Origin of the sequence: Burkholderia sp. SRS-25, assembly GCF_004343765.1 — a bacterium.
In the GTDB taxonomy this organism is placed as follows: Bacteria; Pseudomonadota; Gammaproteobacteria; order Burkholderiales; family Burkholderiaceae; genus Burkholderia; species Burkholderia contaminans.
This window is the reverse complement of sequence record NZ_PTXM01000002.1, coordinates 256,381-269,838: the sequence shown is the minus strand read 5'-3', so window position 1 is coordinate 269,838 and position 13,458 is coordinate 256,381. Positions and strand designations below refer to the sequence as shown.

The window sequence follows — 13,458 nt, the reverse complement described above, 5'->3', positions numbered from 1 at the left end:
TTGCGAGGCCGTGCTTCATCGGGATTGTCCCTCTCGATTTAACGCAACTAACGGTCAAGTACGGTGGCGTCGACGAACTGGCGTGGATCGACCGCCCATGCCGCATATTCGGCTTTGCAGATGCCGGGGTTCGCTCCGGCCGGTTCGCTTGCGGATCGTCGGACCGATCGTGTCGGCCCGATGCCGCCCCGATCCTAGGACCGTCCGCGCAACGCCACGAAGATCACGCCGGCAATCGCCAGCAGGCCGCCGCACACCGTCTCGATACCGGGCCGCTCGCCGGTCAGCGCCATCGACAGGACCGTCGCGACCGCCGGCGTCAAATAGAGGAAGTTGGCGGCGCGCGCCGCACCGAAGTAGCCGAGTGCGAAGGTCCAGGTCGCGTAACCCAGCGCGGCGGGGAAGATGCCGAGCGTCAGCACGGCCAGCGTGGTGTCGCGCGTCCCGCTGCCCAGCGCCACGAGCGCGCCCGGCAGCCACGGTGTGAGCAGCAGCGCGCCGGCCAGCAGCGTGTATGCGGTGCAGGCCAGCGCGCCGTACACCGGAATCAGGCGCCGCTGCAGCACGAAATAGCTGGCCGAACACAATGCCGCGCCGAGGATCAGCGTGCTGCCCGCGCCAAGGACGAGGCCGCCCGGCTGCCCGCGCGCGATCACCGCGATGCCGGCGAGGCTGACCAGCGAGCCGAGCCAGCCCCAGCGATTGAAGCGCTCGCCCAGAAACACGGCGGCCAGCAGCGCCGTGAAGATCGGCAGCGTGTTCACGATGAAGCTTGCGGCGCCGGCCGAGACGGTCTGCTCGCCGGTATTGAGCAGCGCGTTGTAGAGCGCGATGCCGAGAAAGCCGCACAGCAGGAAGCGCAACGCGTCGCCTCGGGTCGGCACGCGCGGCCGCCGCACTGCGAGCCACGCGATGATCAGCACGGCGGCAGTGGCGAAGCGCGCCGCCGCGAGCTGCAGCGGCGTCAGACCATGCAGGCCGATCCGGATGAACGGGAAGGCGGACGCCCATGAAACGATCGTGAAGGCGACCGCGCCGGCCGCGAGCAGCGGCTGCCGCGCAGGGCGCGACGACGGGTTGGAGAGTGTGTTCATGCGGCAATGATGCGACGTGGCAAGATGCTAAGCTAGCGCACAGATCAGCACGCAGATATGAAAATGATTCACAGCTCGAGCCGGCGGCCGGCCGGTGCTTCAACCCGCGCGAAGCGGGCCTCGGCGGCGTTGCCCGTTGCGGCGCCATCTCCGGGTTCGCGGCCGCCGCTCGCGAGTCTGGAGACGGTGTGCACGGTCGCGCGCGAGGGTTCGTTCCTGGCCGCGGCCGATGTTTCCGGCGTGACGCACGGCGCGATCAGCCGGCGGGTGGCCGCTGTCGAAAACTGGCTCGGCCTGAGGTTGTTCGAACGTCATGCGCGCGGTGTGCGTCTCACGCCGGACGGCCAGCGCTTCGTCGGCCGGATCGAGCAGGCGTTCACGATCATCGACAGTGCGGCCGATCAGTGGCGCTCGCCACGTACGCCGCGGCTGGTCAGGATGAGCGTGGTGCCGGCCTTCGCGCAGCTCTGGCTGTTCGAGCGCCAGCATGCGCTCGAGAGCGAGGCGCCCGCGTTGCGGATCGAGCTCGGCATCGATCTGCGCAACGTGGATATCGCCGGCGGCGAAGCGGACCTGTCGGTCCGGTACGGGCGCGGCAACTGGCGTCAGCTGGAAACCCGTGCGTTCATGCCGGAACGGCTCTATCCGGTCGCGCATCCGCGGCTCGCCGCGCAACTCGCAAAGGCGCGCCGCCGGCGCGGCGATGCCGCGTTGCTCGACATGCCGTTGCTGCACGATTCCGACGTGACCGGCTGGCGCACGTGGTTCGACGCATTGGGCGTGCCGTTCAAACCGCGCGCGCAGGATCGCCGTTTCGAGGATTACAACCTCGTGCTGGCCGCCGCCGAGGCCGGGCTCGGCGTGGCGCTGGCGCGCGTACCGCTCGCCGACACCTATCTCGAGCGCAGCGACCTCGTGCGGGTGAGCCCGCACGAGGTCGATTCGGTGCTCAGGTATTACTTCGTGCACGCGAAGGGGGAGAATCGGCCTGAGGTGCTGGCGTTGATGGAGCGGATGCGGGCGGCGGTGGGGGCAGGCGGCTAGCGCTGGCCGGTGTATCGTGACGGTCCGCCACGACACGTTCGTGGGGGAAAAAGCGTTGTGCGATACGCGGCACTAGGCTCGGGCCGCCGGATCGACGACAATGCGACCGCGAAAAACGATGAGGTGGAGAGATGAACGAGATTCGAAAAGGGATGCATCCGTGCGGATGCGAGCGAGGTCAACAATGAACAAGCCGGACAAGTCGTCGAAAGCGCGTGCCGCGCTCGACCAGCTGTTTTCGGGCATGGCGCCCGCGGATGCGACGCGCGCGTCGCGGCCGGGCAATCCGTTCGAAGCGAGCGCAGACGGTGCATCCGCCGAGACGGGCGGGCGCGGCGGTATCGAAGTCACGCTGTCGACCCGGATCCAGTTGCGCGGCTATCCGAATGCAAATGCATTCATGAAGCGCATGGCCGAAGCGTGGGGGCTGGAGTGGGGGATGTACGACAGCGTCAAGGCCATCGCGACGCTGCCGGTAGGATGGCGAGCGCGCCGGTTGCCGGAAGTCACGCAGATCGTCGACGGACATGACGTGCTGCGCGCGGAGAGCAGCCTGCAGGGCGGCGAGATGTCGTATCTGAAAGTGCATCCGCGGTACTACATCGACGCACGCAAGGGGTTCGGCTGGGGCAAGTCGTCGAAGGCGTCCGACGATCCGGATCTCGACGGTCCCGACTGGAACTGCTTCGTGATCGATCGCGAAAAGTCCATCGAAGTGCACGAACTGACGACCTCGTCGCTGAAAGCCGACATGGACAACGCGCGAGCGACGTTGCTGAAATGGCTGGACGAGAACTATCCGAAACACCGCGATCCTTTCGCGTACTGGTCGGATTGCGAAGGGGCGTCGTAATCTTGCGTGGCTGCCCGGTTCGGGTTCGGGTTCGCGGGCACGCGCTGCGCGACCGGCGCCGGAGCGGGTGGGGTGCAAGTCGCTTCGATGCATCGGCCTGTTGCGATGGGAGCGTCAATTGAAACGAGCCAGTGTCGTCCCGGTCCTCTGTGCAGCGTTCGGTGCGGCGGTCGGCTCGACCGTCGTCGAGCTGCTGCTCTGGCCGATCGTCGGCGACGATGCGATCGGGAACCTGTTGCGCGACACACGCCTCACGGCGGCCATCGTGATGGGGCGCGGCGTGCTCGGCGCGTCCGCCGGCTTCGATCCGCTGGTCATGGCGGTTGCGACCGTCGTGCATCTGGCGCTGTCGCTGGTCTATGCGGCCGTGCTGGCGACGATGATTCGCAATCTGTCGCTCGCGGCCGCGCTCCTCGCGGGCGGCGCGTTCGGCCTCATTCTGTACGGCATCAACCTGTACGCGTTCACCGCGATCTTCCCGTGGTTCATCCCGGTTCGTGGCGCGATCACACTCGTGGCCCATCTGGTATTCGGGATCACGGCAGCGGCTGCCTACCGCTCTGCCAGGCGCTAGGCCGAGCGCGAATCGACGGTTCCCGCGCTGGTCATTCGCACCGGACCCCTGGAATAAGCACGCGCGCCGCATCGTTTAGCCGTCAGGAGACCCTGTACGATGCGGCGGCGCATGAGCGCCGCATGATGAATCGTGCGCGAGTAATCCGATCTGCGGGGCGCCGTCAGCGGCGCCGGGAGATCGAGTGGTCGGGGGGCATCAGGCAGGAGCCGATCATGTGCAACTGGTTTCGATCCGGGATAGGTATCGTCTGTCTCGGCTGTTCCGCGGCGGTGTTCGCGCAAACGTACGACGATCTGGCGGACGACACGACGAACTGCCGGGCGGTCGTCGCGCAGGCGAACATCGACGGCACGGAGCAGCAAATCGTCGGGCGTGCGTGCCTGCAGGACGACGGCACATGGCAGTTCGTGCAGCGTCCCGATGGTAGTGTTCTATGGTATCCGGCGGCGGACTATCCGTATGCCGACCTGTGGTATTGGGGGCCGCCGCTTTTCATCGGCGCAGGCGTGGGCTTCGTGTTCGTCGATCGATTCCATCACTTTCACCATTTCCACCACTTCGATCACGTCGTCCACTTCAACGGAATGGACCATCGCCGCGTCGGCGTGCCGGTCGGCGCCGGTTTTCACCATGGCGCGTTCCCGGCTGGCACCGTCGGCCACGGATTCGGCGGCATGCATCCGTTCGGCGGCGTGAGCGGATTCGGTGGAATGCGGCGGCATTAGGCGGCGTTTCCGGCCGGACTCGCTGTCGTCGTATACCTGCTAATCGAGCCGCCCGCGCAAGTCCTCGAACGGAATCATCACATGCGTGCGATACGCGGGCCGCGCTTTCAGCCGTTCGTACCACGCTCGCACATGCGGGAGGTCCGGCCGTGCGATGTCGAGTTCGAAGTAGCGATACAGGTGCGTGCCGGCCGCGATGTCGGCGAGCGTGAGCGCGTCGCCCGCGAGAAACGGCTGCCCGGCCAGCGCCGCATCGAGCGCCTGGAAGTGCTGCGCGCACTGCGCGATGCTTTGCTCGACACGCACCGTGTCGCGCTGCTCGGGCGGCGTCCGGAAGTAGCCCCGGAACACGCCGTTCAGGAACGTCGGCTGCAACGTGGTTTGCGACCAGTCCATCCAGCGGTCGGCGCGCGACCGTTCGGCCGGGTCGTCGTGCCAGAAGCCGGGGCGTCCGTAACGTGCGGCGAGGTAGCGCAGGATGCTGTGCGATTCCCAGACGACCGTGCCGCCATCGTCGATCACGGGGATGCGCCCGTGCGGGTTCATCGCCAAAAAATCGGGCGTGTCGAGCACGCCGAACTGCCCACCGGCCGGCACGTGCCGATGCGCAAGTGCGAGCTCGTCGACGAGCCACATCACCTTCTGAACGTTGAATGCATTGCGGCGCCCCCATACGGTCAGCATGCCGGCCTCCTTGTGTCGTGCGGAACGGGATCGCGGACAGTGTAAACGCCGCAGGCGCGCACCGTGGTGCGCGCCTGCAGGCTGTCGTCGATGTCGTCGTCGCCGTGCGGCGACGCGATCAGAACTTGTGGCGAATCCCGACGATCGCGAGTTCCTGCGTATCGGTGCCGGAGTTCACGCCGTACGAGCCGACCGATGCGGCGGCCTTCACGACCGCGCCATTCGCGTTGAGCGTGTTGCCGCTCGCCTTCTGGTAGCCGAACAGCGCATACAGGTCGGTGCGCTTCGACAGCGCGTAGTCCGCGCCGAGGTTGACCTGGTTGTAGTGCGCGGAACTCGGCCCCGTCAGCGACGTGTAGTTGTAGCCGACGCCCGCGCGCAGCGCCGGCGAGAACTGCCAGTTGAAGAACGCGGAGCCGTTGTTGAACTTCGCGTTCTGGCTGAACGCCGACAGCGTGTCCGCGCCGTACTGCGTATTCGAATACGCGAGGCCGAAGGTGGCGGGCCCGGCCACGTACTGGCCGGCCACGCGCACGATCTGGATCGACTTCGCGCTCGAGAAGCCCTGGTTGATCACGGTGTTGAACAGCGTGTCCGAGCTGCTCGACCACGTGCGCACGCCGTTCGCGACAGTCGAGCCTCCGTTCGCATAGAAGAAGCCGGCGCCGAGCGACAGCGGGCCGTTCGCGTAGCTCGCGCCGAAGCTGTACGTGCGGCCGCTGCCGGTGGCGCCCGCGACGCCGCCGAAACCGTACAGGCCTTCGAACTGGAAGCCCGAGATCAGCGGGCTCGTGTATTTCACCGAGTTGCTGACGCGCAGGCTGTTGTCGTAGTTGTCGAGGTCGCCCGGCGTCGCGAACACGCCGCCGAAGTAGTTGTCCTGCGTGAGGCCCTGCACGAGATCGACGACCGGATCGTACTGGCGGCCGAGCGTCACGGTGCCGTACGTGCTGCTCGCGAGACCGACGACGGCCTTGCGGCCGAATTCGCGCGAGCCCTGGCCGAGCGCGCCCGTGCCGATGTTGAAGCCGTTCTCGAGCTGGAACAGCGCGGCCAGGCCGCTGCCGAGATCCTCGGTGCCGCGCAGCCCCCAGCGGCTGCCCGACAGGTTGCCGCTGCTGAACTTGACGAGGCTCGACGCGTTGCTGCCGTTCGCGTTCTGCGCGTTGTGCACGTACGCGATGCCCGCATCGGCAATGCCGTACAGCGTGACGCTGCTTTGTGCGTGCGCGCCGGCGGCGTAGAGCGCGGCCGGCAGCGCGAGCAGCGCGAATGAACGGATCTGTTTCATTGTTGGATTCCCCCGTGGGTCGAATGGTCTGACGAGTCGGTGAACGATACGGACAGCGCATCGTCGAGGGAACCAATAAATTGTCGGATCGTTATGAGGCGGCGCAGAGATGGGTGCGCGCGCAACGAATGGGCGGCGGAGCGGGCCACCCGCGCATCGCGACGGGTGTGCCGTGCGATCCCGTGCGCAGGTCAGTGGCGATCGTCGCCTGATACGAACAGCCGCGGCTGCGCGGCATTCAACGCATCGTCCGCTTCGGGCTGCGACGGAAAGATCCCGTTGCGGTCGGGCCACAGCAACTGGACGCACGGGAAGTCGTCGTTACCGTAGAACCAGCGGTTCCAGCCGAGATGCGCTTCGTAGTGCGCTTTCTCGACCGGCATGAGGAGCGCGTTCGCATTGGCGTAGATGGATGCGGTGACTTCGCCGACCGGAGGCGGCGTGCCGGCCGCGACCATCCGGTAGACGTCCCACAGCACGTCGTGGACGATGCGCGCCGGCAACGAGAACACGATGATCTCGGGAAAACCGTGGTTGACCCACAGCCCGGTCGTGAACGAGAACCCTGGATCGTCCCCCTCCGCGAACACTTCCGTGCGGAACCATCCATGCCGACGAATCTGGTTCACGAATCGCTGCTCGTCTTCCTCGAGCACCGAATCGGGCGCGTCGAGCGCGGTGGCGATGTCCGGTCGCGTGGTCATAACGGCTCCTTGGATCTGCGTCGTGCGACAGGACACCGGGCAATGGCGTCCGGCCTGCGGCAAAGCGATCGCGGCCGAATCCACCGACGATCGCTGCGCCGCCATGTTGCCACAGCGGTTCCGCTTACTGCTCTACCTTCTCCGCGTCCGCGGTCTCACCGAGGAATCCGCCGCTCTGGTGCGCCCACAGCGCCGCATAAATGCCACCGGCCTGCAGCAGCTGCTGGTGCGTCCCTTCCTCGACGATGCGCCCTTCGTCGAGCACGATCAGCCGGTCCATCGCCGCGATGGTCGACAGCCGGTGCGCGATCGCGATCACCGTCTTGCCGCGCATCAGGTCGTCGAGGCTGCGCTGGATCGCGACTTCGACCTCGGAATCGAGCGCGCTGGTCGCTTCGTCGAGCACGAGGATCGGCGCGTCCTTGAGCATCACGCGCGCGATCGCGACGCGCTGCCGCTGGCCGCCCGACAGCTTCACGCCGCGCTCGCCGACCTCGACGTCATAGCCGCTGCGGCCGTGGCGGTCGCGCAGCCGTTCGATGAACTCGGACGCTTCCGCACGCACGGCCGCGTCGTGCATCTCGCGCTCGGTCGCGTCGGGGCGCCCGTACAGCAGGTTCTCGCGCATCGTCCGGTGCAGCAGCGACGTATCCTGCGTGACCATCCCGATCGCGCCGCGCAGGCTGTCCTGTGTCACATGCGCGATGTCCTGCCCATCGATCCGGATCGCGCCGCCGCCCACGTCGTAGAAGCGCAGCAGCAGGTTCACGAGCGTCGACTTGCCGGCGCCCGAGCGGCCGATCAGGCCGATCCGCTCGCCGGGCCGTATCGTCAGGTTCAGCCCGTCGAACACAGCGCGGTCGTTGTCCTCGTGCGCGAACTGCACGTTGTCGAACACGATCCCGCCGCGCTGCACCGCGAGCGGCTTCGCGTCGGGCGCGTCGACCACGCTGTGCACCTTCGTCAGCGTGTTGATGCCGTCCTGGATCGTGCCGACGTTCTCGAACAGCTCGGTCATCTCCCACATGATCCAGTGCGAATAGCTCGACAGGCGCAGCGCCATCGCGATCACCGCCGCGACGACGCCCGCGCTCGCCTCGCCGTGCATCCACAGATACAGCGCGAGGCCGGTCGAGCCGACCAGCAGCAGCGTCGACAGCAGGTGGTTGACGACCTCGAACGCGCTGACGAGCCGCATCTGCGCGTCGCCGGTCGCCTTGAACGCTTCCATCGCGCGTCGCGCGTGGTCGGCTTCGCGCCGCGTGTGCGAGAACAGCTTCACGGTCGTGATGTTCGAATACGCGTCGGTGATGCGGCCCGTCATCAGCGCGCGCGCGTCGGCCTGGCGACTGCCGACGGCACCGAGGCGCGGCACGAAATACGCGCACGCCAGGCCGTAGCCGAGCGCCCACAGCGCGAGCGGGATCATCAGCCGCCAGTCGAAGCTGGCCGCGAGCGCGAGGATGCCGATCAGGTACGCGGCGACGCCGATCACGACGTCGACCGACATGAACAGCGCATCGCGCACCGCGAGCGCGGTCTGCATGATCTTGGTCGTCACGCGGCCGGCGAACTCGTTCGCGTAGAACGACAGGCTCTGGTCGAGCATCAGCCGGTGAAACAGCCAGCGCAGCCGCATCGGGAAGTTGATCGCGAGCACCTGGTGCTTGACCATCGTATGCAATGCGATCAGCAGCGCGCTGCCGGCGAGGATCGCCGCGAACCCGGTGAGCGTGGCGAAGTGCCGGCCGCCGAAATCGGCCGGCGTCGCGGACGCGAGCCAGTCGACCACGCGGCCCATCATCGCGAACAGCGCGGCTTCGTACGCGGCCAGCGCGGCCGACGTCAGCGCGATCAGCAGGATCCAGCTGCGCGCGCCTTTCGTGCACGCCCAGACGAACGAGAAGAAACCCCGCGGCGGCGTGACGGGATCTTCGAGCGGGAAAGTCGGCAGGCGCCGTTCAAACCACGAAAACATCGACTTGTTCTCCTTGTGCGGCCCGATGCAGCGCGCGGGCCGATGATGCCGGGGCCGGCTGCGGTGCGGTCATCGTGTGCCGGCACATCCGTCCGGCCGATGGACGTTGCGCCGCGATTCGCGTGGCCCGGCGTGAAGTGTCGCATCGATTCGAGCGGGCTGCAGGCCGGTTGTAAGCCGACCGGCCAGGCGAACGGCGTGGTACTCGCGCATCGGGCTCGCAGGCATGGTCACGTGCCTTTAAAAAAATCCTTGACTATCTATCTATGAGTAGATAAAGTTCGATCCATGGAAACGAAACCCACCGTCCGCGAACAGATTCTCGACCACGCGATCACGCTGATGATGCTGCGCGGTTACAACGGCTTCAGCTATCGAGACCTGTCCGACCTGGTGGGCGTGAAGACGTCGAGCATCCACTACTACTTCCCGTCGAAGGACGATCTCGTACTGGAAGCGGTGTCGGTCTACAGCGACGACGTCCTCTCGGCCGTGCGGACGATCGATCCGGCGCTGCCGGCCGACGTGAAGCTGAGCCTTTATACGAAGATGTTCGGCCGCACGCTCGGCGACGGCAACATGATCTGCCTGTGCGGGATGCTGGCGGCCGATATCGAATCGTTGCCGGAGAACGTACGGCAGGCCGTGCAGGTGTTCTTCAAGGCCAACGAGAGCTGGCTCGCGGAGTTGCTGGCGCAGGGTGCGAAGGAAGGCACGCTGCAGTTCAGCGGCAAGCCCGAAACGGCCGCGCGCACGTTGTATGCGGCGTTCCAGGGCAGCGTGCTGGCCAGTAGGCTGTTTCACACGCGGGCGCGTCTCGAGGATGTCGAGGCGGTCTGGAAAACGCGGTCCTGACGGACGGCGCAAGCAGTCGGGCGGTTCGCCGCCTTTTGCTGGGTTTTGTTATCTATCTGATGGTAGATAGATGAATCGGGCAGGTGGATCAACCGCCTGCATTTTTTGGGGATGTTTATCTATCTATGGGTAGATAAATAAATGCGATGCCGGCTGCGGGGCAGTTGGCAAGCGGTCCCGGGTTGGAAGGCTGTTTCACTCACTGATTGAAAAAGGAGTCTGTCATGTCGATCGAAAAAGTGCTGTACCGCGCCCATGCAAAAGCCACCGGCGGCCGTGACGGCCGTGCGACGGTGCCCGAAAGCGGCCTCGACCTGAAGCTGACCACGCCGCGCGAGCTCGGCGGCGCGGGCGGCGCAGGCGCGAACCCCGAGCAACTGTTCGCCGCCGGCTACAGCGCGTGTTTCATCGGCGCGATGAAGTTCGTCGCCGCGCGCGACAAGATCGCGATCCCCGCGGACGCCGCGATCGAAGGCAGCGTCGGCATCGGCGCGATCCCGAACGGCTTCGGCATCGAAGTCGAACTGAAGATCTCGCTGCCGGGCCTCGATCGTGATGTCGCGCAGACGCTGATCGATCGCGCACACATCGTGTGCCCGTATTCGAACGCGACGCGCGGCAACATCGACGTCACGCTCACGCTCGTCTGATCGTACGCATTGCGAAACATTTACCGTCACATCGTCATTCACGGATTGAGCCAAGGAGTTACACCATGAAGATCGTCAAGCCGCTGCTGATCGCTGCCGCCGTTGCGGCTGCACTGTCCGCCGCGCCCACCGCGTTCGCCGCGGGCGCCGGCGCCGAAGCTGTCCGGCCGGATGCGACGACGAGCGCATTCCTCGCCGTGCTGAACGGCCAGAAGGGCCCGGGCCTCGAAACGCTGAGCCCCGCGAAAGCGCGCCAGGTGCTGGTCGATGCGCAGAACGGCACGAAGGTCGACCTGTCGGGCATCGACGTGTCGAACCGCACGATCGAACAGGACGGCGTGTCCGTGCCGGTCACGATCGTCCGCCCGCAGGGCGCGACAGGCACGCTGCCGGTGTTCATGTTCATACACGGCGGCGGGTGGGTGCTCGGCGATTTCCCGACGCACGAACGCCTCGTGCGCGACCTCGTCGTGCAATCGGGCGCCGTCGCGGTGTTCGTGAACTACACGCCGTCGCCGGAAGCGCATTACCCGGTGGCGATCAACCAGGCGTATGCGGCGACGAAGTGGGTGGCCGAGCACGGCGCGGAGATCGGTGTCGACGGCAGCCGCCTCGCGGTGGTCGGCAACAGCGTCGGCGGCAACATGGCGGCCGTGGTGGCGCTGATGGCGAAGGACAAGGGCGGCCCCGCGATCCGCTTCCAGGGTCTGATGTGGCCGGTGACGGACCACAACTTCAACACGGGCTCGTACAACGCGTATCAGCAAGGGCACTTCCTCACGCGGCCGATGATGAAGTGGTTCTGGGACGCCTATACGAAGAACGAAGCACAGCGCAACGAGATCTACGCGTCGCCGCTGCGCGCGAGCACCGCGCAGTTGAAGGGCCTGCCGCCCGCGCTGATCCAGGTTGCGCAGTTCGACGTGCTGCGTGACGAAGGCGAAGCGTATGGCCGCAAGCTCGACACGGCGGGTGTCGATGCGACGACCACGCGCTACGACGGCACCATCCACGATTTCGGCCTGCTGAACGCGCTGGCCACGGATGCGCCGACGAAGGCGGCGACGAAGGCGATGGCGAATGAAATCGCGACGCGGTTGAAGTAAGCGATGACCCGCACGCGCACCGCGCCTGACGCGGTGTGCGTGAGACGACTCGGCGGCGGGCAGATGCCCGCCGTTTTTGCATGCCGCCGGCGGGCGGGACGCGAAAGCGACGCAGTGCGCTGGCAACTATCCCGCGTCGGCCCGGCGCGGCTGCCCGGGGGCCTGCGCTTGCAGCAGGCGCGCCATCGCCGCGCGCAGCTTGTCGCTCGGCACCGGCTTGTGCAGCAGCACGAACCCGCCGTGCTTCAGCCGGCCGGGCCGCCGCGCGGTCGTGTCGCCGGTGATCAGCATCGCGGGAATCGCCGTGTTGTACTCGTCGCGAATGCGCGCGATCGCAGCGATTCCGTTCTGGTCGCCGTGCAGGTGCAGGTCGCAGATCAGCAGGGTCGGCCGTACCTCGCACGATGCCAGGCACGCGATCGCGTCGTCGACCGACGCGGCCGTGACGACCTGGTAGCCCCAGCGCTCGAGCAGCATCGACATGCCGGCGCGGATCGCGCTTTCGTCGTCGATCACGACCACGAGGTGGGCGGCGGCCGTCGCTTCGTCGACAGCGATCTCGTCGGCGACGGCACCGTGCTGCACGGCCGTGTCCAGCCGCACCAGCTGCAGTTCGAAGCACGAGCCCCGCCCGGGTTCGGAGCGCAGCGTCAGCGGACAGTCGAGCAGCCCCGCGAGGCGCCGCACGATCGCCAGCCCGAGGCCGACGCCCCGTTCGGGCTCGTCGCCGCGACGGCGCAACTGGTAGTAGTCGTCGAATACGCGTGCCTGCTGGTCGGCCGGAATGCCGCGCCCGGTGTCGATGAATTGCAGGCGAACGTGCTGGCGCGTGCGCCTGCAGCCGACGACGATGCGTCCGGTGTCGGTATAGCGCACCGCATTCGACAGCAGGTTGCGTGCGATGCGCTCGACCAGCACCGGATCAGAATCGACCACTGCCGTGCTGCGCACGTACGACAGCGACAGGCCTTTCCCGTGCGCGTCGGCGGCGACTTCGCGGCACACGCGCTCCAGCACCGTGCCGATCGCGAACGGCCGGCGATGGACGGGCACGACGCCCGCATCGAGCCGCGAGATGTCGAGGATCGCGGTGAACAGCGCATCCATTGCGTTGACGGACTGGTCGATGCGATCGACGAGCAGCGTGCCGTCGGCCGGCATCGGGACGTGACGCAATGCGCCGACGAACAGGCTCAGCGCATGGACGGGCTGGCGCAGGTCGTGGCTCGCTGCCGCGAGAAAGCTCGACTTGACGTGCACGGCCTGCGTCGCGAGATCCTTTTGCCGGCGGAAGTTCTCGGCCAGCTGCGCGGCGCGCTGGCGTTCGCGTTCGGCGATCCGCTGCGCGCGGATCAGTTGCAACTGCATCTCGATCTGGTCGCGGAATTCCTCGACGAGCCGGATGTAGCGTTCCGAATATGCATTCTCCTTGCAGTCGAGCAGGCAGATCGTGCCGAACGACGTGTTGTCGGGCCAGCGGATCGGCAGGCCGAGATACGAGACCATGTTGACGCGCAGGTCCGGATTGTTGCGCCACTGCGCGGATTGCCTCGCATCCGGCACGACCAGCGCATCGCCGCTCGCAATGACCGCTTCGCAGTAAAGTCCCGAGCCGTGCAGTTCGGCCGATTCTCCCGGATAGAACGGATTGCCGGTGTTGCGGCTCGCCACCAGCACCTGGATGTCGCGGCCGACGTTGCGCATGATCAGCCCGGCCGGCACGCCGACGATTTCCGCCATCAGGTCGACGAGGCGCTGCCAGCGCGCGATCACGTCGGCGGCGAGGTCGAACGGGACTTCATGGTCGGCCGGGGTTTCGGGCGGCTCGTCGACATGCGTCATGCGCACGCTCCTCGAACGGGCGGGGAAGATGAGGAAAATTTAGGCGTTCCACGCC

At 66.7% G+C, this 13,458-nt stretch carries 13 protein-coding genes; 7 read left to right on the top strand and 6 right to left on the bottom strand.

Annotation, left to right across the window (positions count from 1 at the left end):
- Positions 1 to 194: 194 nt before the first annotated feature.
- Entirely contained in the window at positions 195 to 1,094 is a 900-nt protein-coding gene (locus tag C5O79_RS02055) for a DMT family transporter (protein ID WP_122478381.1), read from the bottom strand.
- A 57-nt stretch (positions 1,095 to 1,151) separates the two neighbouring features.
- On the opposite strand from C5O79_RS02055, the gene C5O79_RS02050 reads away from it, so the two are divergent.
- The 4 genes from C5O79_RS02050 (at position 1,152) to C5O79_RS02035 (ending at position 4,293) form a co-directional block, all read left to right on the top strand.
- Complete coding sequence (locus C5O79_RS02050; protein ID WP_122478379.1) at positions 1,152 to 2,138, top strand: LysR substrate-binding domain-containing protein; 987 nt, start codon at positions 1,152 to 1,154, stop codon at positions 2,136 to 2,138.
- Positions 2,139 to 2,322: 184 nt separating this feature from the next.
- Positions 2,323 to 2,991 carry a hypothetical protein gene (locus C5O79_RS02045; protein ID WP_047853064.1) on the top strand — a complete coding sequence of 223 codons (669 nt, stop codon included), beginning with the start codon at positions 2,323 to 2,325 and terminating at the stop codon, positions 2,989 to 2,991.
- Positions 2,992 to 3,109: 118 nt separating this feature from the next.
- Positions 3,110 to 3,565 (top strand): sodium:proline symporter, encoded by a 456-nt coding sequence (locus C5O79_RS02040; protein ID WP_122478377.1) that lies wholly within the window; start codon positions 3,110 to 3,112, stop codon positions 3,563 to 3,565.
- Between the two features lie 215 nt (positions 3,566 to 3,780).
- Complete coding sequence (locus C5O79_RS02035; protein ID WP_122478375.1) at positions 3,781 to 4,293, top strand: hypothetical protein; 513 nt, start codon at positions 3,781 to 3,783, stop codon at positions 4,291 to 4,293.
- Positions 4,294 to 4,332: 39 nt separating this feature from the next.
- Here C5O79_RS02035 and C5O79_RS02030 read toward each other — a convergent pair whose 3' ends face one another.
- From C5O79_RS02030 to C5O79_RS02015, 4 genes are all read right to left on the bottom strand, one after another.
- On the bottom strand, positions 4,333 to 4,977 hold the full coding sequence (locus tag C5O79_RS02030) for a glutathione S-transferase (protein WP_046547201.1): 645 nt from the start codon (positions 4,975 to 4,977) through the stop codon (positions 4,333 to 4,335).
- 118 nt (positions 4,978 to 5,095) lie between these two features.
- On the bottom strand, positions 5,096 to 6,268 hold the full coding sequence (locus tag C5O79_RS02025; RefSeq protein ID WP_122478373.1) for a porin: 1,173 nt from the start codon (positions 6,266 to 6,268) through the stop codon (positions 5,096 to 5,098).
- Between the two features lie 191 nt (positions 6,269 to 6,459).
- Positions 6,460 to 6,972, bottom strand: coding sequence for a DUF4262 domain-containing protein (locus tag C5O79_RS02020; RefSeq protein ID WP_122478371.1), 513 nt, complete (start codon positions 6,970 to 6,972; stop codon positions 6,460 to 6,462).
- 124 nt (positions 6,973 to 7,096) lie between these two features.
- Entirely contained in the window at positions 7,097 to 8,950 is a 1,854-nt protein-coding gene (locus tag C5O79_RS02015; RefSeq protein ID WP_122478369.1) for an ABC transporter ATP-binding protein, read from the bottom strand.
- A gap of 288 nt (positions 8,951 to 9,238) precedes the next feature.
- Here C5O79_RS02015 and C5O79_RS02010 point away from each other — a divergent pair, with 288 nt between their 5' ends.
- From C5O79_RS02010 to C5O79_RS02000, 3 genes are all read left to right on the top strand, one after another.
- A complete protein-coding gene (locus C5O79_RS02010; protein WP_124473700.1) occupies positions 9,239 to 9,805 on the top strand; it encodes a TetR/AcrR family transcriptional regulator in 567 nt (188 codons plus the stop codon).
- Positions 9,806 to 10,029: 224 nt separating this feature from the next.
- Positions 10,030 to 10,455, top strand: a complete 426-nt coding sequence (locus C5O79_RS02005; RefSeq protein ID WP_047853080.1) for an organic hydroperoxide resistance protein — start codon at positions 10,030 to 10,032, stop codon at positions 10,453 to 10,455.
- 65 nt (positions 10,456 to 10,520) lie between these two features.
- Positions 10,521 to 11,561, top strand: a complete 1,041-nt coding sequence (locus C5O79_RS02000; protein ID WP_122478365.1) for an alpha/beta hydrolase — start codon at positions 10,521 to 10,523, stop codon at positions 11,559 to 11,561.
- Between the two features lie 126 nt (positions 11,562 to 11,687).
- Here the strand turns inward: C5O79_RS02000 and C5O79_RS01995 are convergent, their stop codons facing one another.
- Complete coding sequence (locus C5O79_RS01995; protein WP_053060333.1) at positions 11,688 to 13,403, bottom strand: ATP-binding protein; 1,716 nt, start codon at positions 13,401 to 13,403, stop codon at positions 11,688 to 11,690.
- Between the last annotated feature and the right edge of the window lie 55 nt (positions 13,404 to 13,458).